The 21783-nt window shown below is 68.4% G+C and carries 20 protein-coding genes; 10 read left to right on the plus strand and 10 right to left on the minus strand.

What is annotated here, in order from left to right:
- The first annotated feature begins 73 nt into the window (after positions 1 to 73).
- Positions 74 to 895 (plus strand): ferredoxin--NADP reductase, encoded by an 822-nt coding sequence (locus tag ACGVWT_RS05130; protein WP_043060734.1) that lies wholly within the window; start codon positions 74 to 76, stop codon positions 893 to 895.
- A gap of 197 nt (positions 896 to 1092) precedes the next feature.
- Here ACGVWT_RS05130 and ACGVWT_RS05135 read toward each other — a convergent pair whose 3' ends face one another.
- The 9 genes from ACGVWT_RS05135 to ACGVWT_RS05175 all read right to left on the minus strand — a co-directional run bounded on the left by ACGVWT_RS05135 (position 1093) and on the right by ACGVWT_RS05175 (position 10183).
- Entirely contained in the window at positions 1093 to 1998 is a 906-nt protein-coding gene (locus ACGVWT_RS05135; RefSeq protein WP_315461436.1) for an SDR family NAD(P)-dependent oxidoreductase, read from the minus strand.
- Positions 1999 to 2098: 100 nt separating this feature from the next.
- On the minus strand, positions 2099 to 2521 hold the full coding sequence (locus ACGVWT_RS05140; protein ID WP_116461809.1) for a hypothetical protein: 423 nt from the start codon (positions 2519 to 2521) through the stop codon (positions 2099 to 2101).
- 110 nt (positions 2522 to 2631) lie between these two features.
- Positions 2632 to 3324, minus strand: a complete 693-nt coding sequence (gene phoB, locus ACGVWT_RS05145) for a phosphate regulon transcriptional regulator PhoB (protein ID WP_020486556.1) — start codon at positions 3322 to 3324, stop codon at positions 2632 to 2634.
- The gene (phoU, locus tag ACGVWT_RS05150) at positions 3324 to 4028 is read right to left on the minus strand and encodes a phosphate signaling complex protein PhoU (protein ID WP_315461435.1); all 705 of its coding nucleotides are present in this window, start codon (positions 4026 to 4028) and stop codon (positions 3324 to 3326) included. The genes phoB and phoU overlap by 1 nt, the downstream gene beginning before the upstream one ends.
- On the minus strand, positions 4028 to 4786 hold the full coding sequence (gene pstB / locus ACGVWT_RS05155; RefSeq protein ID WP_017979518.1) for a phosphate ABC transporter ATP-binding protein PstB: 759 nt from the start codon (positions 4784 to 4786) through the stop codon (positions 4028 to 4030). Before pstB ends, phoU begins: the two co-directional genes overlap by 1 nt.
- Positions 4783 to 6033 carry a phosphate ABC transporter permease PstA gene (pstA, locus tag ACGVWT_RS05160; RefSeq protein ID WP_315461434.1) on the minus strand — a complete coding sequence of 417 codons (1251 nt, stop codon included), beginning with the start codon at positions 6031 to 6033 and terminating at the stop codon, positions 4783 to 4785. The genes pstB and pstA overlap by 4 nt, the downstream gene beginning before the upstream one ends.
- On the minus strand, positions 6026 to 7402 hold the full coding sequence (pstC, locus tag ACGVWT_RS05165; protein WP_315461433.1) for a phosphate ABC transporter permease subunit PstC: 1377 nt from the start codon (positions 7400 to 7402) through the stop codon (positions 6026 to 6028). The genes pstA and pstC overlap by 8 nt, the downstream gene beginning before the upstream one ends.
- A 169-nt stretch (positions 7403 to 7571) precedes the next feature.
- Entirely contained in the window at positions 7572 to 8642 is a 1071-nt protein-coding gene (locus ACGVWT_RS05170; RefSeq protein ID WP_315461432.1) for a substrate-binding domain-containing protein, read from the minus strand.
- Between the two features lie 296 nt (positions 8643 to 8938).
- Positions 8939 to 10183, minus strand: a complete 1245-nt coding sequence (locus ACGVWT_RS05175; protein ID WP_315461431.1) for an ATP-binding protein — start codon at positions 10181 to 10183, stop codon at positions 8939 to 8941.
- A gap of 166 nt (positions 10184 to 10349) precedes the next feature.
- Between ACGVWT_RS05175 and ACGVWT_RS05180 the strand changes: the two genes are divergently transcribed.
- From ACGVWT_RS05180 to ACGVWT_RS05195, 4 genes are read left to right on the plus strand one after another with little or no spacing between them, the layout of a single operon-like run.
- Positions 10350 to 10787 carry a hypothetical protein gene (locus ACGVWT_RS05180; protein ID WP_116461815.1) on the plus strand — a complete coding sequence of 146 codons (438 nt, stop codon included), beginning with the start codon at positions 10350 to 10352 and terminating at the stop codon, positions 10785 to 10787.
- A gap of 4 nt (positions 10788 to 10791) precedes the next feature.
- Positions 10792 to 11088, plus strand: a complete 297-nt coding sequence (locus ACGVWT_RS05185; protein ID WP_315461430.1) for an HPr-rel-A system PqqD family peptide chaperone — start codon at positions 10792 to 10794, stop codon at positions 11086 to 11088.
- Positions 11085 to 11939, plus strand: coding sequence for an HprK-related kinase A (locus ACGVWT_RS05190; RefSeq protein WP_315461429.1), 855 nt, complete (start codon positions 11085 to 11087; stop codon positions 11937 to 11939). The genes ACGVWT_RS05185 and ACGVWT_RS05190 overlap by 4 nt, the downstream gene beginning before the upstream one ends.
- Positions 11924 to 12958, plus strand: coding sequence for a nucleotidyltransferase family protein (locus ACGVWT_RS05195; RefSeq protein ID WP_315461428.1), 1035 nt, complete (start codon positions 11924 to 11926; stop codon positions 12956 to 12958). Before ACGVWT_RS05190 ends, ACGVWT_RS05195 begins: the two co-directional genes overlap by 16 nt.
- Positions 12959 to 13010: 52 nt before the next feature.
- Here the strand turns inward: ACGVWT_RS05195 and ACGVWT_RS05200 are convergent, their stop codons facing one another.
- Positions 13011 to 13703, minus strand: coding sequence for an HAD-IA family hydrolase (locus tag ACGVWT_RS05200; RefSeq protein ID WP_315461427.1), 693 nt, complete (start codon positions 13701 to 13703; stop codon positions 13011 to 13013).
- A gap of 62 nt (positions 13704 to 13765) precedes the next feature.
- Here ACGVWT_RS05200 and glmU point away from each other — a divergent pair, with 62 nt between their 5' ends.
- Genes glmU through ACGVWT_RS05225 form a run of 5 tightly spaced genes read left to right on the plus strand, consistent with a single transcriptional unit; the run spans position 13766 to position 21765 of the window.
- Entirely contained in the window at positions 13766 to 15118 is a 1353-nt protein-coding gene (glmU, locus tag ACGVWT_RS05205; RefSeq protein WP_315461426.1) for a bifunctional UDP-N-acetylglucosamine diphosphorylase/glucosamine-1-phosphate N-acetyltransferase GlmU, read from the plus strand.
- Complete coding sequence (gene glmS / locus ACGVWT_RS05210; RefSeq protein ID WP_116461821.1) at positions 15119 to 16942, plus strand: glutamine--fructose-6-phosphate transaminase (isomerizing); 1824 nt, start codon at positions 15119 to 15121, stop codon at positions 16940 to 16942.
- A 51-nt stretch (positions 16943 to 16993) separates the two neighbouring features.
- Positions 16994 to 17926, plus strand: coding sequence for an ROK family protein (locus ACGVWT_RS05215; protein WP_315461425.1), 933 nt, complete (start codon positions 16994 to 16996; stop codon positions 17924 to 17926).
- 48 nt (positions 17927 to 17974) lie between these two features.
- A complete protein-coding gene (locus ACGVWT_RS05220; protein WP_315461424.1) occupies positions 17975 to 19879 on the plus strand; it encodes an EAL domain-containing protein in 1905 nt (634 codons plus the stop codon).
- Positions 19876 to 21765, plus strand: a complete 1890-nt coding sequence (locus ACGVWT_RS05225; RefSeq protein WP_315461423.1) for an ATP-binding protein — start codon at positions 19876 to 19878, stop codon at positions 21763 to 21765. Before ACGVWT_RS05220 ends, ACGVWT_RS05225 begins: the two co-directional genes overlap by 4 nt.
- Positions 21766 to 21783 lie beyond the last annotated feature (18 nt).

The raw sequence follows: 21783 nt of genomic DNA on the forward strand, positions 1-21783 counted from the left end.
TTGCTTCGGTTGACCGTGGGGCGCGTGCTTCATATTGCGAACCCTTCTCGAACAACCCGAAGTCCTGCCCGCGATGACTGATACCCGCACGCCGAAGACGATCCCCGAAACCAAGGCGTTCGCCAACGTCAAGGTGCTGTGGGTGCGCCACTGGAACGATCGGCTGTTCAGCTTCGCGGTCGAACGCCCGGCGAGCTTCCGCTTCCGTTCGGGCGAGTTCGTGATGATCGGCCTGCCCGGTGACGGCGAGGGCGCCAAGCCGATCATGCGCGCCTATTCGATCGCCAGCCCGCATTATGCCGAGGAACTGGAGTTCCTGTCGATCAAGGTCGAGGACGGGCCGCTGACGTCGAAGCTGCAGCTAATCGAGGCGGGCGACGAAGTGTATATGGGCAAGAAGCCGACCGGCACGCTCGTCACCGACGCGCTGATCGGCGGCAAGCGGTTGTTCTTCTTCTCGACCGGCACCGGTCTCGCGCCGTTCCTCAGCCTGGCGCGCGATCCCGACGTGTACAGCATGTTCGACCAGGTGATCCTGGTCCATTCGGTGCGGCAGGTCAGCGATCTGGCCTATCACGACGAATTGCAGGCGCGCCTCGCCGACGATCCTCTGGTGTCGGAGGAAGCGGCGACGCAGTTCCACTATATCCCGACGGTGACGCGCGAGCCGTTCCGCACGACGGGCCGCATCGGCGACCTGATTGAGAGCGCGGCGCTGTTCGGCGATCCGGTGCAGGGCGCGAAGAAGCTCGATCCGGAGACCGACCGCATCATGCTGTGCGGATCGATGGCGATGATCCGCGAAACGGCGGCAATGCTGGACGGCATCGGCTTCGAGGAAGGGTCGAACGCCAAGGCCGGGACGTATGTGATCGAGCGGGCGTTCGTCGACTGATCCGCGGCGCCCTGCCGGCGCGAGCCGGCGGGGCGTGGATCGTTCGTGTCCGATCCATCCGCCCTGACCGGCCGTCATCCCAGCGTAGGCCGGGATATCCGGGTCAGGGCGCCCGAGGAGAGCCGCGAAAGACCCCAGCCTGCGCTGGGGTGACGGTTTCGGGCCCGGGGTAACGTTTCGGGCAGAGCGGTAACCGTTCAGCCGCCCTGGAGCAGCTTGCCGATCGTCATCGCCTGTTCGGCCCCGGTCTTCGGCACGATCTCGCCGTGGCGGTTGGCGATCGCGTCCCACGCATCGGCGACGCCTTCGGGCGACAGCGCCTCGCCGGTCAGCAGCGTACCGGGCGTCAGCGTGACATAGGAGGCCTGGAAGACGCCGGCGCCGGCGCCCAGGATCACGTTGCTCGGCGCATTCTCGCTGACGAGATACAGCGCGCCCGGCGCGACCTTTTCGGGGGCGAAGGCTTCGAAGGCGGCGGCGGGGAACAGATCCTCGGTCATGCGCGTGCCGGCGGTCGGGGCGATCGTGTTGACGCGGATGTCGTTCTTCGCGCCCTCGATCCCCAGCGTCTTGGCGAGGCCGGCGAGGCCCAGCTTGGCGGCGCCGTAATTGGCCTGGCCGAAATTGCCGAACAGGCCGCTGGACGACGAGGTCATCAGCACGCGGCCGTAATTCTGGTCGCGGAACGTCTCCCAGCACGCCTTGGTGGCGAAGGCCGAGCCGAGCAGGTGGACGCGAACCACGAATTCAAAATCGGCCGGCTCCATCTTCGCGAAGGTCTTGTCGCGCAGGACGCCGGCGTTGTTGATGAGGACGTGGATGCCGCCCCAGGCCTCTTTGGCGCGGGCGACCATCTCGACCATCTGATCATATTCGGCGACGTTGCCGCCGTTCGACATCGCCTCGCCGCCCGCGACGCGGATTTCCTCGACCACGGCGAGTGCGGCATCGGAATGGCCCGTGCCGTCACGGGCGCCGCCGAGATCGTTGACGACGACCTTGGCACCGCGCTTGGCGAGTTCGAGGGCGTAATGGCGACCGAGGCCGCCGCCGGCTCCGGTGACGATGGCGACGCGACCGTCGAAGCGGATCGGACTGGACATGGAAAAGGCGCTCCTTCCACGATGGGATGAAGCGCCTTCCATACCGGACCTTCGAACGGGCGCAACACAGGATGTCGCGCCCGCCGATGGTCAGCCTTGCTTAGCGACGCGCGCGGCGCTTCGCCTTGTGCGGGGCCTGGCTCGCCTGCATGCAGCCGTCATACTGACCCTTCTTGCAGATCGGGTAGCTTTCCTTCGCCGGGGGCGGCGGGAAGGCCTGATCCGGGGTCGGCGCCGGACGGAAGACCGGAGGCAGCGTCGAACCCGGCGTACCGCCGGTCACGGCCGGGCCGGTCGGGGCATAGCCGCCAGCGGGCGAGCCGGTGGTCTCGGCGGGCGGCATGCTCGCCTGCGGTGCCGGGGCAGCGGGCGGCGGCGGCGGGGTCTGCGCGTCGGCGGGCGCCGCGGCGGGATCGGCCGGGGCCGGGGTCATCGTCTGATCAGCCGGCGCCGGGGCGGGCGTGGTCTGCGCCATAACCGGCGCTGCGATCATCGCCGTGGCGGCGAGCAGAATGAGCTTCATCGCGGGAATCTCCTTTGAAACCTCATGCGCCGACAGGTGTCAGCACCGAGGCCCAACGTCTTATCCCACGCTTTTCTCCTTCGTTTCGCCGCCGATTCGATCTTTTGATGTTAAGTGCCTGAATCGAGGGAATAACCCGCAGAGCGCACGGTGCGGATCAGATCGGGCCGGTCGCCGATGTTGATCGCTTTGCGCAGGCGACGGATGTGAACGTCAACCGTCCGGCTCTCGATATCGCTGTCATGGCCCCATACCGCGTCGAGCAGGCGCTCGCGGCTGAACACCCAGCCCGGATGTTCCAGGAAGTGCTTGAGCAGGCGGAATTCGGTGGGGCCCAGCGGCACGACCTCGCCGCCGCGGCGGACCTTATGGCCGACCGTGTCCATCTCGATATCGTCATAGGTCAGCGCTTCGCCGGCGAGCGCGGGGCGGACGCGGCGCAGCACCGCGCTGACGCGGGCGACGAGTTCGCGGGGCGAGAAGGGCTTGGTGACATAATCGTCGGCGCCGGTTTCCAGGCCGCGGATGCGGTCCTCTTCCTCGCCGCGCGCGGTCAGCATGATGATCGGCACGTTCTGCGTTTCGGTCATGCGACGCAGGCGGCGGCAGACCTCGATCCCGCTCAGCCCTTCGACCATCCAGTCGAGCAGCACGATATCGGGCGTCTTTTCCTTGGCGAGCAGCAACGCTTCCTCGCCATCGGGGGTGTGCGCGACGTCGAAATCCTCACGCTTGAAGTGATAGATGAGCAATTCGGCGAGAGCGGCATCGTCCTCGACGAGCAGCATGGATGCGCGTGCCATCAGAATATGTCCTCGTGCGTAGCGCCGTCGCGATCGCGATCGGCCATCTGGGTTCCGGTTGCGGCGAAATAGACCATCTCGGCGACGTTGGTGGCGTGATCGCCGACGCGCTCCAGGTTCTTGGCGACGAACAGCAGGTGGGCGACCTGGCTGATCGTGCGTGGGTTCTCGACCATGTAGGTGACGAGGGTGCGGAAGATGCTGTCGTAGAAATCGTCGAGCGCGGCGTCGCTCTCGACCACGCGGATCGCGGCTTCCGGGTCGCGCGCGGCGAAGGCGTCGAGGGCGGCGCGGACCATGTCGCTCGCCATGCGCGCCATGGAGGGGAGCAGCGACAAGGGTTCGATGCGGTGGCTGCCGCCGTCGGCATCGATCATCGGTACGCGCTTGGCGATATTCTTGGCGTAATCGCCGATACGCTCGACGACGGCGGCGATCTTGAGCGCTGCGACCACCTCGCGCAGGTCGACCGCCATGGGGGCGCGCAGCGCGATGATGCGCACCGCGAGCCGCTCCACCTCCGCCTCGATCGCGTCGATCGCCTTGTCATCGGCGCGAACGCGCGCGGCGAGAGCGGGATCGGGGCGGGCAAGCGCCTGCATCGCCTGCGCGATCGCATCCTCCGCAAGCCCGCCCATCTGCGAGATCATGCCCCGCAGCTGGCCGATATCGGCGTCGAATGCCTTGACCGTGTGATCGACCATCAGCCGTACCTGCCCGTAATATAGTCGCGGGTCCGTTCCTCCCGCGGGTTGGTAAAGATGTCGCTGGTCGCGCCGCATTCGACCAACTGGCCGAGGTGGAAGAAGGCGGTGCGCTGGGATACGCGCGCAGCCTGCTGCATGTTGTGCGTGACGATGACGATCGCGTAGCGGCCGCGCAGTTCGTGGATCAGTTCCTCGATGCGCGCGGTGGCGATGGGATCCAGTGCGCTGCACGGTTCGTCCATCAGGATGACTTCGGGTTCGACGGCGATGGCGCGGGCGATGCACAGCCGCTGCTGCTGGCCGCCCGACAGCGCGGTGCCACTGTCGGACAGACGGTCCTTCACCTCGTCCCACAAACCTGCGCGGAGCAGCGATTCCTCGACCAGGTCGTCCAGGTCAGCGCGGGCGGTCGCGAGGCCATGGATGCGGGGGCCGTAGGCGACGTTTTCGTAGATCGATTTGGGGAAGGGGTTCGGCTTCTGGAACACCATGCCGACGCGCGCGCGCAACTGCACGACGTCCATGTCGGGGGCGTAGATATCCTCGCCGTCGAGCAGGATCTGGCCCGTCACGCGGGCGCTCGCGACCGTGTCGTTCATGCGGTTGAGCGTGCGCAGGAAGGTCGACTTGCCGCAGCCCGACGGGCCGATGAAAGCAACGATATTGTCCGAATCGACGTCGATCGAGACATGGTCGATCGCCTGCGTATCGCCGTAGCGGACGCTGACGTCTCGGGCGGAAATTTTGGGGGTCACCAGCGGGTCTCGAAACGGTTGCGGAGGTAGATGGCGAGGCCGTTCATCGCGAGCAGGAAGACGAGCAGCACGATGATCGCGGCGCTGGTCTTTTCAACGAAGCCGCGGTCGACCTCATCCGACCAGAGGAAGATCTGCACGGGCAGGACGGTGGCGGGATCGGTCAGGCGCGATGGCGGCGCCGCGATGAAGGCGCGCATGCCAATCATCAGCAGCGGTGCGGTCTCTCCCAGCGCGCGGGCCATGCCGATGATCGTGCCGGTCAGGATGCCGGGTAGCGCGAGCGGCAGGACATGGTCGAACACCACCTGCACCGGCGAAGCGCCGATCGCGAGCGCGGCGTCGCGGATCGATGGCGGCACCGCCTTGATCGCATTGCGGCCGGCAATGACGATGACGGGCATGGTCATGAGCGCCAGCGTCAGCCCGCCGACCAAGGGCGCCGAGCGCGGCAGATGAAAGGTGTTCAGGAACACCGCGAGGCCGAGTAGGCCGAAGATGATCGAGGGCACGGCGGCAAGGTTGTTGATCGATACCTCTATGAGGTCGGTCCAACGGTTCCGCGGTGCATATTCCTCGAGGTAGAGCGCAGACAGCACGCCGATCGGGAAGGCGAGGCCCAGCGTCACCGCCATGGTGAGCAGCGATCCCTTCAGCGCGCCCCAGATGCCGACGCGCACCGGATCGGTCGCATCGGCGCCGGCGAGGAAGTGCATGTCCCACCCTTCGGACAGCACGCCGCGCGCCTGCAGCCGGGCGACGATCGCCTCGGCTTGGGCCGTGCCGTCGTGCTTGGCGGCGACGTCGATGTCGGTCGAGGTGGGCAGGGCGAAGGTGGTGCGCGTGGCGAGCAGCGTGGGGTCGCGCTTGATCGCGTCGCGTACGGTGAGCCAGGCGGCGTCCGAGATCAGCTCCGGCCCGCGCGGACCATAAGCGCGGATCGCGGCGGCATCGACCGCCTGTTCGAGTCCCGCATCCGCGAGCGCGCGATTGGCGCCGCGCCCCTTCAGCTGCGCCGGCGCGATCGGCAGGCGCGCCGCGGCGAGGTCGATCGGCAGCGCGATGCGGGTTTCGCGAAAGCCGCTCGCGCCCTGCCAGATCATCGTCGCGAGCAGGAAGGCGAGGAACCCCGCCGACAGCCAGACCGCGGCAAGGCCGAGCCGGCGGAAGCGACGTTCCGCGGCATAGCGACGCTGCGTCCGCCGCTTCACCGCGGCGGGATCGCGGAGGGGGCGGGGATCAGTCATAGGCCTCCCGATACCGCTTCACGACGGTCAGCGCGACGACGTTGAGCGCCAGCGTGATGACGAACAGGGTAAGGCCGAGCGCGAAGGCGGCGAGCGTCTTGGCGCTGTCGAACTCCGCTTCGCCGGTCAGCAGGTCGACGATCTGCTTGGTGACGGTGGTGGTGCTGGCGAAGGGATTGGCGGTGAGCGTTGCGACGCCGCTCGCCGCCATGACGACGATCATCGTCTCGCCGATCGCCCTGGACACCGCGAGCAGGATGCCGCCGACGACGCCGGGCAGGGCCGCGGGCAGGATCACCTTGCGGATCGTTTCCGACTGGGTCGCGCCCATCGCGAGGCTGCCGTCGCGCATCGCGGCGGGGACGGCGGCGATCGAATCGTCGGCCATCGACGAGACGAAGGGGATGATCATGATCCCCATCACCACGCCCGCCGCCAGCGCGCTTTCCGACGAGGCGTCCGCGATGCCGAGCGCGAGACCCAGCTGGCGGACGGCGGGCGCAACGGTGAGCGCGGCGAAATAGCCGTAGACGACGGTGGGGACGCCCGCGAGCATCTCCAGCACCGGCTTCATCCAGCGGCGCGTGGCGGCATGCGCATATTGGGTGAGGTAGATCGCGCTCATCAGGCCGAAGGGCACGGCGACGGCCATCGCGATCACCGCGCCGATGAAGAACGTGCCCCAGAACAGCGGCACCGCGCCCAGGCTGGCGCCGGGATCGTCGGGCAGGAAGACCTGCGGGCTCCAATGCGTGCCGAACAGGAATTGGCCGATCGGCACGATGCCGAAAAAGCGCCCCGATTCGTACAACAGCGACGCGACGATGCCGACCGTGGTCAGGATCGCGAGCAGCGACGCGCATAGCAGCAGCAGCATGACGACGCGCTCCACCTGCGTGCGCGCGGCGAAATCGGGGCGGACGCGGGTGAAGGCGAGCGCGCCGCCGCCGATCGCGAGGCACAAGGCCAGCGCGGTGGCGATCCAGTCGTAGCGCGCTTGCGCGGCGGCATACGCGGGGGCGAGACGGACGGAAAGTGCGTGGAACGGCACATGGCTGCGCCCGCTCGCCAGCGCGCGGGCTTCGGACAGGATCGAGGCGCGCTCGAAGCCCGGCGGGGGCAGCGTCGCCGCGGCGGGCGTCGCGATCACCGCATCGGTGACGAGCGCGGGCGAGGTGAGGCTCCACGCCGCCAGGAACAGGAGCGGCGGCACCAATGCGGCGAGCGCGACGAAATAGCCGTAATGGACGGGCAGAGCGGTGAAGCGCGCGACTCCCGGCTTGCGGAACGTCGCCGCCCGCATCCGCGCCGCGAGCCAGCCGATCAGCGCGAGGCCGAAGACGACGATGACGAGGGCGAGGCCGCTCATGCGGCGGCCTGCGAATGTTGCGGGAGGACGGCCAGGCACAGCCCGTCACCCCGGACTTGTTCCGGGGTCCACCGGGCCGCGAGGGTAGCGTCGGAGCCTTTGGCCCGCCCCCTAGCCGCAGAGTGGACCCCGGAACAAGTCCGGGGTGACGGGGAGAAATTGGCGCGCGTCACAGCGGCAAATCCGCCGGGTTGAGCGGCGTTGCGTTGGCGATCACCGCGGCCGATGCCGCACGGATCACGGGCGGCGCCGCGATCAGGCCGCGGCGGACGAGCGGCCCGCCCGGCCCCCAGGCTGCGGCGTACAGGCGCAGGAAGGTGTCGAGGCCGGGGATGGCGCGCAGGTGCCCCTTCTTGACGTAGAGGTACAGCGGGCGCGACCCCGGATAACGGCCGTCGGCGATCGCGTCATAGGTCGGCAGCACGCCGTTGATCGCGACGCCGTTCACCGTATCCGCATTGTGTTCGAGATAGCTGTAGCCGAACACGCCGATCGCATCCGGGTTGGCGCTGAGCTTCTGAACGATCAGATTGTCGTTCTCGCCCGCGTCGACATAGGCGCCGTCCTCGCGGATACGCGTACACAGCGCGCGATGCGCGTCGGGGTCGGTGCGGGCGAGCAGGCGCGCCCGCGGATCGATCGCGTCGCAGCCGCGCGTCAGGATCAGTTCGGCGAGCGCATCGCGCGTACCGCTGGTCGCGGGCGGGCCATAGACCTGAATCGGGGTCGCGGGCAGCGCCGGGTTCACGTCGCGCCACGTCTTCGCGCGATTGGGCTTGCCGAAGGGCGTCGCGGCGAGCGCGCGATACAAATCGGCGGGGGTCAGGCGCATGCCGGGCCCGTTCTTCGCCTCGGCAAAGGCGATGCCGTCGATGCCGATCTGGATTTCGAGCACCGGTCCGACGCCGTGCGCTTCGCAGGCGGTATATTCGCTGCGCTTCATCCGGCGCGAGGCATCCTCGATATCCGGATGTCCCGCACCGATGCCGGCGCAGAACAATTTCATGCCCGCGCCTGTGCCGGTCGATTCGATCACCGGCGAGCGTGCATCGGGGTTGTCCGCGACGAAGGCCTCGGCGACCGCCGTCGTGAAGGGATAGACGGTGGACGAGCCGACGACGGCGATCTGATCGCGCGCGCCGCTGCCGCCGCCATTCGCCTCATCCTTGCACCCTGCGAGGCAGAGCGCCAGCGTCAGCAGAGAGCCGGCCAGCAAACGGCCGGAAGGAAGACAGCGCATCGGATCCCCGCGGGCGACTCGCGCGTCGCCCCGACCCGCCTGTGTGACGGTTTTGTTGCCCTTTGATGACACGGGCGGCGGGTGGGGTGGTGGTGGGGGCCGTAAGGGCACTTTTAATGTACAGGCGGCTGCCGCACCTCCTCCGTCACCCCGGACTTGATCCGGGGTCCACTCTGCGGCGAGCGGGACGGCAGGAGGCTCGCACGCTGCCCCCGCGGCCCGGTGGACCCCGGAACGAGTCCGGGGCGACGGGGTGTGGGGAGACGCGTCGCGTGATTCGGTAGCGGCGGGTCGTGTCAGGCCTTCGCCGTCGCTGTCGCCGCGGTCGTCGCTATCGCCGTCTCCGCCTCCGCTGCCGGCAGCGCGATCGTCACTGTGGTGCCGATGCCGACGCGGCTGGCGATATCCAGGCGGCCGCGGTGGCGTTCGACGATGTGCTTGACGATCGCCAGGCCCAGCCCCGTGCCGCCGACGCTGCGGCTGCGGCCGGCATCGACGCGGTAGAAGCGTTCGGTGAGGCGCGGGATGTGCTGCGGCGCGATGCCCTCGCCCTCGTCGCGGACGACGAGCTGGACCAGTTTCGAGCGGTTGAGACTTAAGGACACGCGCACCGGCGTGTTCGCGCGGCCGTATTTCATCGCATTGCCGATGACGTTGTGGAACAGCTGCGACAGCTGCGCTTCGTCGCCGGTGACCGCGGGCAGGCCGGGATCGATCGTGACCGAGACGTCGGCGGCGCGCGGGCCGCGCGCGGCGGCGATCTCCGCGGCGACGTCTTCCAGCAATTCGCCAAGGTCCAGCCGTTCGCCGGGCAGGCGGTATTTCTCCGCCTCGATGCGGGACAGCGAGATGAGGTCCTCTACCAGCCGCTGCATGCGCCGGGCCTCGTCGAACATCACCTTCAGGAAGCGTGCGCGCAGGGCGGGGTCTTCGCCGGCCTCTTCGTTCAGCGTTTCGATGAAGCCGAGGATCGAGGCGAGCGGGGTGCGCAGTTCGTGGCTGGCGTTGGCGACGAAATCGACCCGCATCTTTTCGGCGGCATAATTGCCGCTCTGGTCGACGAGGTGGACGATGCGCATGCCGTCGGTGGTTTCGCCGGTGCGCATCTCCCAGCGCTGGTCGGGCGCGCCGACCCCGACCAATTCGACCGGACGGCCGGGCAGCGTGCCGTTCGGACCCAGGCGATCGGCGGCGGCGGGATGGCGGATGGCGACGCGCACGTCCTCGCCGACGATATGCTTGCCCAGTACGGAGCGGGCCGACGCGTTCGCGCAGGTGACGATGCCGCGGCGGACGAGCAAGACGGGTTCGGCGATGACGTCGAGCACTTCGCCCAGCAATGTATCGGCGTCGGGCCCCCGTGCACGGGCGGCCGCCTGCCCCTGGTCGCCGCGGCCCATGGCGGCAAGCGCGGCGGCCATGGCGCCGACCACCGTCACCGCCGCGCCATCGATGCCGCCGCCGACCACATAAACGCCGACGCCCGTGCCGAGCGCGATGACGAGCGCGCCGCTGAGCCGCCGGGCGAATCGGGTTAGCATGGCGTCCTCGCTAGCCGAGGATGACCGCTTGCGGGAGGGGGATCGCGACGCAATTTGCGGGCCGCGCGGCACCGGCGCCGCGGCAGGCCGTCCCGCCACGGTACGCGCGCCATACTTGCCAGTGGCTTACGAATATGAAAGGCACGCTTGCGATAACAGGGGTGTCATGAGCGACGAAACGCCGATCGACGGTGCGGACCAGACCGCCGGACAGCCTGCCGCTGCGCCGGTGACGGAGGGCGTGTCGACGCGCCGCCGGGTGCTGATGCTGGGCGCGGTGACCGCGGGGGCGGTCGTCTCGATCCGCCCGGCGCTGGCGCAGAGTGCGGCGTCGGTTATGACCTGCGAAATACCTGTCCCGGACCTGGGCCGTGCGGGCCAGTATATCGATCAATATGGCAATGTCGTGCCGGCGGGCACCAAGGGCGCGTTCGCGCCGCCGGGGCGGCCGTTCAAGGGCGACGAGGTGAAGCGCGCGCTCGCCGGCGGGCAGCTGCCGGGCACGACCTACGACAGCAGCCGCGCCTATATGGCCTATATCCGGCGGCTGCAGCGCGGGCAGGGCGGCTTTACCTGTTTCGCCTCGTTGCAGATGCCGCGCTGACCCGATGCGCTATCGCGCCGCGGCGCCCGACACGCTGCTGAGCCGCGAGCTGGATATGCTGGTCGCGGTATTCCATCGGTCGTCGGGGATCACGCATCTGCTTGCCAGCCCGGCGCCCGAAATCCTGCAGGCACTGGCCGCGGAACCGCTCGACCGGGACGGGCTGCTTGCCAAGCTGGGTGAGGCGTTCGAGCTGGGCGACGGCGGTGCCGACGCGCTGGCCGCGCGGCTCGACGAACTGGTTGCGGCCGGGCTGGTCGAGGCCCTGCCCGTCGCAACGGGGCCGGTCGCCGCGGCATGAAGCACGTCTTTGGCGTTCGTATCGGCCCGATCGGCTTTCGCATCGGCAGCGACTGGCGCGCGCCGATCGCGGCGCTGGAAGAGCTGTATCGTTATTACCCCTCGCCGAACCTGCCCGACTTCACCGTCAGGCTGGAGGCAACGCGGCCGTGGCGGCGCTGGGTGCGGCCGTCGGTGCGGATCGGCGGCGATTATATGCTGCCCGAAGCCGCGCCGCTGCCGCTGGCGCAGGGGCTGCTCGCCGCCGAGATGGCGATGAACCTGCAATTGGCGCTGGGGTGTCGGCGCTATCTGCTGATCCATGCCTCGTGCGTCGAGCGCGATGGGCGGGCGCTGCTGATGACCGGCGAATCGGGAGCGGGCAAATCGACGCTGGCGACATTGCTCTCCTCGCGCGGCTGGCGCTTTATGGGGGATGAATTCGCGCTCATCGATCCTGAAACGGGTCTGGTCCACGCCTTTCCGCGTCTGATCAGCCTGAAGAACGACGGCATCGCCGCGGCGATGGCAGCCTGGCCGCAGGCGCGGATGGGGCCACTGCTGGCGGCCACGCCGAAGGGTGACATCCGCCACATGGTGCCCGATGCGCTGAGCGTCGGCGCGATGGACGAGCCCGCTCAGCCGGCGCTGCTGCTGTTCCCGCGGCACGGCTTCGCGACGGAGACCCGCGCCGTCGCGGCATCGGAGGCGTTCGTACGGCTGACGCAGGCGTCGACCAATTACGTCATGCTCGGCGAGACCGGGTTCGACGCACTGACCCGGCTTGTGTGCGACACGCCCGCCATGGCGATCGACTATCCCGATGGCGCCGCGGCGGTCGAGCAGGTGGAGGCAATGTGGCGGACGCTCTGATCCTCGCCCGCGCGCTCGCCGATCCGACCAGTCTGGCGCTCGACACCGACTGGGCGGGCCTCGTCACCATGGCGCGCGCGGAGCAGTTGCTGGGCACGCTCGCGTGGCGGCTGCACGGCCTGCCGTTGCCAGAGGACGTCGCGCTGCTGCTGAGCGATGCGCGCGCTGCGGCCGAGAATGCGCGGCGGACGGCCTTGTGGGAGGCGGAGATGGCGCGGCGGGCGCTGGCGCCGCTCGGCGTGCCGGTCGTGCTGCTGAAGGGGACCGCCTTCGTCGCGGCGGGCTTGACGGCGGGGCAGGGGCGGTCGATCGGCGACCTCGATATTTTGGTGCCGCGCGAGGCGCTGGATGCCGTAGAGGCGGCGCTGATCGGGGCGGGCTGGGAATGGGTGAAGCCCGATCCCTACGACGACGCTTATTATCGGCGCTGGATGCACGAACTGCCGCCGCTGATCCATGCCGAGCGCGATCGGATGATCGACGTGCACCACACGATCCTGCCGCTGACCGCGCGGGTGCGGCCCGACGCAGCGGCGCTGATCGCGGATGCGGTGCCGTTGGGCAACGGGCTCTCGGTGCTGTCGCCGGCGGCGATGATCGTCCATGCGGCGGCGCATCTGTTCGCCGACGGCGATCTGGCGGGCGGCCTGCGCAACCTGTGGGATATCCACTGCCTGTATGGTGAGGCGGCGGAGGGGGATGCCGGTTTCGGCCTGACGCTGGTCGAGGAGGCCGGACGCCATGGCCTGCACGATGCGGTGGTGCGTGCGCTGCGGCTGTCGCAGCAGCTGTTCGGGACGCCGGTGCGGGCTTACGAGAGTTCGGGCCGTATCCGCCTGGCGCCGCGGTGGAGCGACCGGCTGTTGCGCCGCCGCCTGCTGGCCCGGGACGACTGGGGGCGACCGATCCGTCCGGTGACGCGGCTGGCGTTCTACGTCCGCTCGCACTGGCTGCGCATGCCGCCCGCGATGCTGGCGCGGCATCTGTGGATCAAGTGGCGGCGGGGCGCGCGAGCTTAGCCCCACCCACGCCGTCACCCCGGACCCGTTCCGGGTGACGAAGAATAGGGGGCTAACGCGTCGCCAGCCGCTCCAGCGTCGGGATCAATTCGTCATAGCCGTCGATGATCGCGTCCGCGCCCAGCTCCTCGACCGGCTGCATCAGGAAGCCGAACGAGCACGCCACCGTCGGCAGGCCCGCCGCATGGCCCGCCTGCACGTCGAAAATCGAATCGCCGACGAATGCCGCGGTGCCCCCGCCGCAGCGGGCCAGCATTTCGTAGATCGGCTTGGGGCTGGGCTTGCCGTTGCCCGGGCCCATCGTGTCGCCGCCGATGATGCATGCGAAGCGCCGCGTCAGGTCGAGCGCGTCGATCACCTTGCGCGCGAGCGATTCCAGCTTGTTGGTGACGACGGCGATCCGCACACCGCGCGCCGCCAGCAGGTCGAGCGCGTCGAGCGTGCCGGGATAGGGGCGGGTCAATACCGCGATGTTCGCTTCATAATGGTCGAGCAGCCGCCGATGCAGCACGTCGAGTGTCGCATCGTCGCAGCCGCCGGTCGCGGCGAGCCCCTGTGCCAGCATGTGCCGCGCGCCGCCGCCGATCATCGGTTTCACCTGCTCGACGGTCAGCAGCGGCCGGTCGATCGACGCCAGCGCGTGATTGACCGCGGCGGTCAGATCGCCGCTCGTGTCGAGCAACGTGCCGTCCAGGTCGAACCCGACGATGTCGAATACTGGATCGTGCGATGAAATTCCCGTCATAACCCGCGCCGGTGACGTCTCCCTATGGAAATGGCAAGTCTTCCGTGGCAGGCGACGTCGCCATGACCAGTCCTCTCGCCGTCATCATCCTTGCCGCGGGCAAGGGTACGCGCATGAAGTCCGATCTGCACAAGGTGCTGCACCCGATCGCCGGGCGGCCGATGCTGATCCATCTGATCGACAGTCTGAACCAGGCCGGCGCGACGCGTCGTGTCGTCGTGGTCGGCGCGAGCGGCGAGCAGGTCGAAGCGGCGGTCGCCGCCACGGGTGTCGAGATCGCGTGGCAGCGCGAACAGCTGGGTACCGCGCATGCGGCGTTGCAGGCGAAGGACGCGCTTGCCGACTTCGACGGGGTCGCGATCGTCTGTTTCGGCGACACGCCCTTGCTGGCGACCGAGACGGTGGCACGGCTTGCCGCGCGGCTGGAGGCGGAGGATGCGCCGACGATCGCGGTGCTCGGCTTCCGTCCCGCCGATGCGCGAGCCTATGGCCGGATCATCGCGGACGCGGACGGCACGATCGCCAAGATGGTCGAGTTCAAGGACGCTTCGCCCGAAGAGCGCGCGGTCGACCTGTGCAATTCGGGCGTCACCGCGGTGCGCACGCGCGATCTGTGGCGGTTGCTGGAAGCGGTCGGCAACGACAATGCCGCGGGAGAATATTACCTGCCCGATATCGTCACGCTCACCGTCGCCGAAGGCGGCCGCGCGGTGGTGATCGAAACGGGCGAGGATGAGGTCGCCGGCGTCAACAGCCGCGCCGAGCTCGCCGCGGTCGAAGCGGGCTGGCAGGCCGCGCGCCGCAATCAGGCGATGGCCGAGGGTGCGACGCTGATCGCGCCGGATACGGTGTGGTTCAGCCATGACACGCAGATCGGCCGCGACGTCGTGGTCGAGCCCAACGTGGTCTTCGGCCCCGGCGTCTCCATCGCCGACGGCGCGATGATCCGCGCCTTCAGCCATCTTGAGGGTGCCAAGGTCGGCGCCAGGGCCGATGTCGGCCCCTATGCCCGCCTGCGCCCGGGCGCAAATCTTGCCGAAAAGGCGAAGGTCGGCAATTTCGTCGAGGTAAAGAAGGCGACGATCGGCAAGGGCGCCAAGGTCAACCACCTGTCCTATATCGGCGATGCCGATGTGGGGGCGAACGCCAATATCGGCGCCGGTACGATCACCTGCAATTACGATGGCTTCTTCAAATATAAGACGCAGATCGGCGCGGATGCCTTCATCGGTTCGAACTCGGCGCTGGTCGCGCCGGTGTCGGTCGGTGACGGCGCGATCGTCGCGGCCGGATCGGTGCTGACCAAGGATGTCGAGGCTGGCGCGCTCGCGCTCGTCCGGCCGCCGCAGATTGCCAAACCCGGCTGGGCCACCCAATTCCGCGCGATGATGCGCGCCAAGAAGGAAGCGAAGTAAATGTGCGGAATCGTTGGAATCGTCGGCGCTGAAGATGTCGCCGACCGTCTGCTCGATGGGTTGAAGCGGCTGGAATATCGCGGCTACGATTCGGCGGGTATCGCCACCGATCACGACGGGCAGATCGAGCGGCGCCGCGCCAGCGGCAAGCTGGTCAACCTCGCCAAGGAACTCGCCGCCGCGCCGCTGCCCGGCACGACCGGCATTGCGCACACGCGCTGGGCGACGCACGGCGGCCCGACGACCAACAACGCACACCCGCATGCGACCGACGAGGTCGCGGTGGTCCACAATGGCATCATCGAGAACTTCAAGGCCCTGCGTGACGAACTGATCGCGCGCGGCCGCGTGTTCACCAGCGAGACCGATACCGAAGTCGTCGCGCATCTGGTGAGCGAGAAGGTGGAAGCCGGCCTCGACCCCGTCGGCGCGGTGCGCGAGGTGCTGCCGCGCCTGCACGGCGCGTTCGCGCTCGCCATCCTTTTCCGCAAGCACCCCGACATGCTGATCGGCGCGCGCCTCGGCTCGCCGCTGGTCGTGGGCTATGGCGAGGGCGAAACCTATCTCGGCTCGGATGCGCTGGCACTCGCCCCACTGACGCAGCGCATCGCCTATCTGGACGAAGGCGACTGGGTCGTCTGCACGACCGAGGGCGCGCAGGTCTATGACCGCGACAACCATCCCGTCGAGCGGCCGATCACCATCTCGGGCGTCACCGGCGAACTCATCAGCAAGGGCAATCATCGCCATTACATGCTGAAGGAGATCTACGAACAGCCGATCGTTGTCGCCCAGACGCTGCGCTCGTATTTGCAGCGGATGGAGGATCGCGTGACGCTGCCGATCCCCGACTTCGACCTCGCGGGCATCAAGCGCGTGACGATCGTCGCATGCGGCACCAGCTTCTACGCCGGCATGGTCGCCAAATATTGGTTCGAACAGTTCGCGCGCGTGCCCGTCGACCTCGATGTCGCATCCGAGTTCCGGTACCGCGCGCCGGTGATGGAGCCGGGCGGCCTGATGATCGTCATCAGCCAGTCGGGCGAAACGGCGGACACGCTCGCCGCGCTGCGCCACGCCAAGTCGGAAGGGCAGACGATCGCCGCGGTCGTCAACGTGCCGACCAGCAGTATGGCGCGCGAAGCGGACCTGTTGCTGCCGACGCATGCGGGGCCGGAGATCGGCGTCGCATCGACCAAGGCCTTCACCTGCCAGCTGGCGGTGCTCGCCGCACTCGCCGCGAACCTTGCGCGCGCCAAGGGCAAGTTCAAGGACGGGGAGGAGCGCGAGATCGTCAAGCATCTCGCCGAGACGCCGGCGGCGCTCAACGCCGCGCTCGCCTATGACGAATCGATCCAGGAAATGGCGGGCGTCGTCGCCGCAGCGCGCGACGTGCTGTATCTGGGGCGCGGCACCGATTATCCGCTGGCGCTGGAGGGCGCGCTGAAGCTGAAGGAGATCAGCTACATCCACGCCGAAGGCTATGCCGCAGGCGAGATGAAGCACGGGCCGATCGCGCTGATCGACGAAAACGTCCCCGTCATCGTCATCGCGCCGTCGGGTCCGCTGTTCGAAAAGACCGTCAGCAACATGCAGGAAGTGCAGGCGCGCGGCGGTAAGGTCGTGCTGATCAGCGACTATGACGGCATCCAGGCGGCGGGCGAGAATTGCGTCGCGACGATCACGATGCCCAAGGTTCATCCGCTGATTGCCCCGCTGGTCTATGCGGTGCCGGTCCAGCTGCTCGCCTATCACGTCGCGGTGGCGAAGGGCACCGACGTCGACCAGCCGCGCAACCTCGCCAAATCGGTGACGGTGGAATAAGCGCGGGGCCCGCGCGATCGTTGCGCTGTTTCTATGGGATGGGATGACAGAATGGACCGTGTGCCCCCGTTGGTTGCCGGCATCGAATTGGGGGGCACGAAGATCGTCTGCATCCTCGCGCGCGGACCGGACGATATCCAGGACCGCGTGCAGATCCCGACGACCCGACCCGACGAGGCGCTGGCGGCGGTCGAGGCCGTGCTGGACGGTTGGGGCGGGTTCGAGGCGTTGGGTATCGCGAGCTTCGGCCCGATCTCGATCGACCGGCATGCCGCCGATTACGGTCACGTCACCTCGACGCCCAAGCCGCATTGGGCGGGCACCGACGTCGCGGGTCGTCTGTCCGCACGGTATCAGGTGCCGACCGGCTTCCACACTGATGTGGTCGGCGCGGCGCTGGCCGAGGCACGCTGGGGCGCGGCGAAGGGCCTGCCCGATATCGCCTATGTCACCGTCGGCACGGGCATCGGCGTCGGACTGATCGCGGGCGGCAAGCCGGTCGACGGCCTGACCCATAGCGAATTCGGCCATATCCGGCCGCAGCGCATGCCGGGCGACGACTGGATGGGCATCTGCCCGTTCCACGGCAGCTGCCTGGAGGGCCTCGCCGCCGGCCCCGCGATCGGCGCACGCGCCGGCTGCAAGGGGGAAGACATTCCCGCGGACCACCCGGTGTGGGAACCCGTCGCGCATGTCTTGGGCCAATTGTGCCATACGCTGGTGCTGACCGGCGTGCCGCGGCGGATCGTGATGGGCGGCGGCGTGATGGTCGGTAACGACCATCTGTTCCCGCGCGTCCGCGACGCGATGGTGCAAAGCCTCGCCGGCTATATCGCGCTGCCCGAGATCGCCGAACCTGCGTTCATCGTGCCGCCCGCACTGGGGGGCAACGCCGGGCCGCTCGGCGCGATCGTGCTCGGCGAACAGGCGCTGGCCGAGCGCATGGGCGCGAGTGCGGTGGCGGGGGCGTTTACGACGCCTTAACCGCATCTGCTTACTCCCTCGTCAACCATAAGAGGGAAGTTGCTGCAGATGACCGCCGCCGTTTCGAAGCGCCTGCTGATCGTCGATGACGAGCCGGCCATGCACGACAGCTATGCCCGCTGCTTCGCGGTGCAGCGCGGTGCTGCGGAGAATGCGCTGGAGGCGATGGCGGCGGAGCTGTTCGGCGATGACGCGCCGGCGGCGGATACGGCGGCAGACGACAGCTTCGACCTGACGCATTGCCATCAGGGCCTTGATGCGGTCGCGGCGGTGGAGGCGGCGCTGGCGGCGGGGACGCCCTATGCGGTCGCGTTCATCGACGTGCGCATGCCGCCGGGCATCGACGGCCGCGAAACCGCGCGCCGCATCCGCGCGCTCGATCCCGAGATCAACCTGTGCATCGTCACCGGCTTTTCCGACTTCTCGCCGATCGAGATCAGCAAGGTCGCAGGGCCGGCCGACAAGATCTTCTACATCGCCAAGCCGTTCGAAGTGGCGGAGATCGTCCAGACCGCGACCGCCCTGGCGCATCGCTGGCAGGTCGACCGCGAGCTCACCGTCGCCCGGGCGCAGCTCGCTGCGCAGATCGTCCAGCTGGAAGAGCAGAGTGCCGAGCTTGCCGCGAACGAAAGCCGCGCGATCCACATGGCGACCCACGATTCGCTGACCGATGCGCCCAACCGGCTCGCCTTCCTGCGCGCGCTGGGTGATCGCGCCAAGCGGCCGGGCCTGTTCGCGACGGCGATGTTCGATCTCGACCGGTTCAAGATCGTCAACGACACGTTGGGACACCTCGCCGGCGACGCGCTGATCCGCGAAGTCTGCAGCATCCTCCACGCGCAGGCGCCCGAGGGGGCGATCGTCGCGCGTCTGGGTGGCGACGAATTCGGCGTGCTGTTCGATGCGCCGGGCGACGAGGCGGCAGTCATGGCCTGCGATCGCATCGTCGCCGCCTGTGCCGGCACGCATCAGGTGTTCGGCAATTCGGTGCAGAGCGGCGCCTCCGCCGGCCTCGTCGTGGTCGAGGGCGCGGGTATGTGCGATCCCATCGACGCGCTGCGCCGCGCCGACCTAGCGCTCAACGATGCCAAGCGCGCCGGCCGCGGCGTGACCCGCCTGTTCGACGAAAGCATGGACGAAGGCATTCGCTTCCGCCGCCGCATCGAGCATGGCCTGGGCCAGGCGATCGAGCGCAACGAACTAAGCCTGGTCTATCAGCCGATCGTCGCGCGCAACCAGCTGGAGGTGACGGGCTTCGAGGCGCTGGTCCGCTGGAACACGCAGGAATATGGGCCGATCAGCCCGGCGACCTTCATCCCGATCGCCGAGGAATCGAACGTCATCCACGAACTGGGTGACTGGATCCTTGACACCGCGCTCGGCATGGTGACGCGTTTCCCCGGCCAATATGTCTCGGTCAACTTCTCGCCGCGTCAGTTCCGCCGCCACAATTTCGTCGGCCACATCATGGAGGCGGTGCAGCGCGCCGGTGTGACGCCGAACCGCGTGCAGATCGAGATCACCGAAACCGCGATCTTCGACGACGCCGAACGCGCCGCCGAAACGCTCTACAAGCTGCGCCAGATGGGATTCCGCATCGCTTTGGACGATTTCGGCACCGGCTATTCCTCGCTCTACAATATCCGCAAATTCGCGCTCGACAGCCTCAAGATCGATCGCAGCTTCATCGACGGCATGGGCCGCGAGCGGGAGAGTGCCGCGATCGTCCATTCGATCATCCACTTGGGCCGCGCGCTGGGGCTGGAAGTGATCGCCGAGGGCGTCGAGACGGAGGCGCAGGTGCAGGCGCTGCGACTCGCGGGGGCCAGCCATTTGCAGGGCTATTTCTTCTCGCGGCCGGTCGCGCCGGATGCGGCGCTGGCGTTGGCTGAGCAGCGGTTCCTCAACCAGGACCTGGTCGAAGCCGGAGCCGCCACGGGCACGCACGGATGATCCCGGCGCTACGGACCCGGTGGCCCTTCGGGCGCCGGCGGCCGATCGGTCCCGCATCGCTCGGTGCCAAGCTGGTGCTGATCCTGACCGCGGTCGGCGTCGCCGGCGCGCTTGGCATCACCCTGCTGCTGGCCAGCGTCATCACGCCGAGCTTTGCGGCGCTGGAGGCCAAGGCGATCGCCGGCCATGTCGAACGGACGCAGGCGGCGCTGGGCGAATATGCGGCCAAGGTCGAAAACGCGGTTCGCGACTATGGCGACTGGACGCAGAGCTACGATTACATGGCGACGCCGGCGGGATCGCCTGCGGCGGCGACGTTCGAACGCGACAGCTTCTCGCCGCTGGCGATGACCAACCTGGGCGTGCAGGGCATGGCCTATGTGACCCCAGAGGGAACGCTGCGCATCGCGCGCTGGCTCGATTCCGCGAGCGGACGTGAGCGGGCGCGGTTGCGCGCGGCGCTGGTGCAACTCGCGACGCATGCCGATCTCGCCAAGGTGATCGCGCGGAACAACTCCGGGCATTTCTATGCGCGGCTGGGGCCAGTGGTCGCGGCGATCGGTGTGGCGCAGGTGCGTCGATCCGACGGCACCGGAACGCCGCGCGGCTATGTGCTGATGGCGCGGCAGGTGACGTCGCGCCAGCTGTCCGATCTGATCCGGCTCGATGCGCGCATCGACCGGTCCGGGCTGGGCGATGCGCCGATGGTCACGCCGGGCAAGCGCACGATGGCGATCGCCGTGCCGATCGCGGGCGTCGATGGCCATGCTGTCGCCGCGGCACGATTCCATGTCGTGCGCGACGTGTCGCTGCTGGGGCGGCGGATGCTGCTGCTCGCGATCGCCGGGTCGACACTGCTGCTGCTGATCGTGTTGCTCGTCCTGCGCCGCGTCATTGCGCGGCTGGTCTTGGCGCCACTGCTGCGCGTCGAGCGACATATGCAGCGGGTGCGTGCGTCGGGTTCGATGGCGCTGTTCAAGGACGACGGGCGTCGCGACGAGTTCGGCTCGTTGGGCCGCAGCCTCAACGCGATGCTGTCGCAGCTGAAAGACCTGCGCGAGCAGATCGAGGTACAGAGCTTCGCGCTGGGGCGCAGCGAGAGCGCGGTCGCGGTGATGCACAACGTTCGCAACGCGCTCAATCCGATCAGCACGATCCTGAGCCAGGGCATCGCCCAGGCGCCCCCGATCGACCGCGCGACGCTGGAACGGGCGATCACCGAACTCGCGCGTGACGATCTGCCGGCGGAGCGCCGTGCCAAGCTGGCCGCCTTCGTACAGGCCGCCTTCGCCGCCAAGCTGGCGAGCCGCGAGGCGATGCGCCGCGAGCTGGAGGTGGGGCGCGAAGCGATGGCGCACGTGCTGGAGATCATCGGCCAGCAGCAGAAGCAGGCGCATGAACGCCCCAGCCTGGAACGCTGCGACCTCAGCGAGATCGTCGCACGCAACGCGGCCATCGCACGCTATTCGGACAGCGCGTCGATCGCGTTCAGCTTCCCGGCGGAGGCGCATCTAGCCTTGGCGAACCGCGTGATCCTGAGCCAGGTCATCGGCAATCTGCTGGGCAATGCCGCCGAATCGATCGCGGCGACCGGACGGCAGAGCGGGTCGATCGGCGTGACGATCGACGAGGAGGACGATCAGGTCGTTGTGCGCATTCGCGACGATGGCGAGGGCTTCGACGCGGTGACGGGTGCGACGCTGTTCCAGCGCGGCTTTTCGACCCGCGCCCACAAATCGGGTGGGCTCGGCCTGCATTGGTGCGCCAATTCGATGACCGCGATGGAGGGCAGCCTGCGCCTCGAGAGCGAGGGCAAGGGACTGGGCGCGACGGCGGTGCTGACGCTGCGCGCGCCGGAACGGGACGAGATCGCGCAGGCGGCGTGATCGCGTCCCGTGGTAATC

Source organism: Sphingomonas sp. S6 (assembly GCF_043498045.1).
Lineage (GTDB): Bacteria > Pseudomonadota > Alphaproteobacteria > Sphingomonadales > Sphingomonadaceae > Sphingomonas.

What these genes read in the sequence shown, in the direction of transcription:
- ACGVWT_RS05140 (WP_116461809.1), bottom strand. Translation starts at nt 2,521, where the DNA reads ATGAAGCTCATTCTGCTCGCCGCCACGGCGATGATCGCAGCGCCGGTT.
- ACGVWT_RS05130 (WP_043060734.1), top strand. Translation starts at nt 74, where the DNA reads ATGACTGATACCCGCACGCCGAAGACGATCCCCGAAACCAAGGCGTTC.
- glmU (WP_315461426.1), top strand. Translation starts at nt 13,766, where the DNA reads ATGACCAGTCCTCTCGCCGTCATCATCCTTGCCGCGGGCAAGGGTACG.
- ACGVWT_RS05175 (WP_315461431.1), bottom strand. Translation starts at nt 10,183, where the DNA reads ATGCTAACCCGATTCGCCCGGCGGCTCAGCGGCGCGCTCGTCATCGCG.
- ACGVWT_RS05135 (WP_315461436.1), bottom strand. Translation starts at nt 1,998, where the DNA reads ATGTCCAGTCCGATCCGCTTCGACGGTCGCGTCGCCATCGTCACCGGA.
- phoB (WP_020486556.1), bottom strand. Translation starts at nt 3,324, where the DNA reads ATGGCACGCGCATCCATGCTGCTCGTCGAGGACGATGCCGCTCTCGCC.
- ACGVWT_RS05190 (WP_315461429.1), top strand. Translation starts at nt 11,085, where the DNA reads ATGAAGCACGTCTTTGGCGTTCGTATCGGCCCGATCGGCTTTCGCATC.
- ACGVWT_RS05180 (WP_116461815.1), top strand. Translation starts at nt 10,350, where the DNA reads ATGAGCGACGAAACGCCGATCGACGGTGCGGACCAGACCGCCGGACAG.
- pstC (WP_315461433.1), bottom strand. Translation starts at nt 7,402, where the DNA reads ATGAGCGGCCTCGCCCTCGTCATCGTCGTCTTCGGCCTCGCGCTGATC.
- phoU (WP_315461435.1), bottom strand. Translation starts at nt 4,028, where the DNA reads ATGGTCGATCACACGGTCAAGGCATTCGACGCCGATATCGGCCAGCTG.
- ACGVWT_RS05225 (WP_315461423.1), top strand. Translation starts at nt 19,876, where the DNA reads ATGATCCCGGCGCTACGGACCCGGTGGCCCTTCGGGCGCCGGCGGCCG.
- ACGVWT_RS05220 (WP_315461424.1), top strand. Translation starts at nt 17,975, where the DNA reads ATGACCGCCGCCGTTTCGAAGCGCCTGCTGATCGTCGATGACGAGCCG.
- ACGVWT_RS05200 (WP_315461427.1), bottom strand. Translation starts at nt 13,703, where the DNA reads ATGACGGGAATTTCATCGCACGATCCAGTATTCGACATCGTCGGGTTC.
- ACGVWT_RS05170 (WP_315461432.1), bottom strand. Translation starts at nt 8,642, where the DNA reads ATGCGCTGTCTTCCTTCCGGCCGTTTGCTGGCCGGCTCTCTGCTGACG.
- ACGVWT_RS05185 (WP_315461430.1), top strand. Translation starts at nt 10,792, where the DNA reads ATGCGCTATCGCGCCGCGGCGCCCGACACGCTGCTGAGCCGCGAGCTG.
- pstA (WP_315461434.1), bottom strand. Translation starts at nt 6,033, where the DNA reads ATGACTGATCCCCGCCCCCTCCGCGATCCCGCCGCGGTGAAGCGGCGG.
- glmS (WP_116461821.1), top strand. Translation starts at nt 15,119, where the DNA reads ATGTGCGGAATCGTTGGAATCGTCGGCGCTGAAGATGTCGCCGACCGT.
- ACGVWT_RS05215 (WP_315461425.1), top strand. Translation starts at nt 16,994, where the DNA reads ATGGACCGTGTGCCCCCGTTGGTTGCCGGCATCGAATTGGGGGGCACG.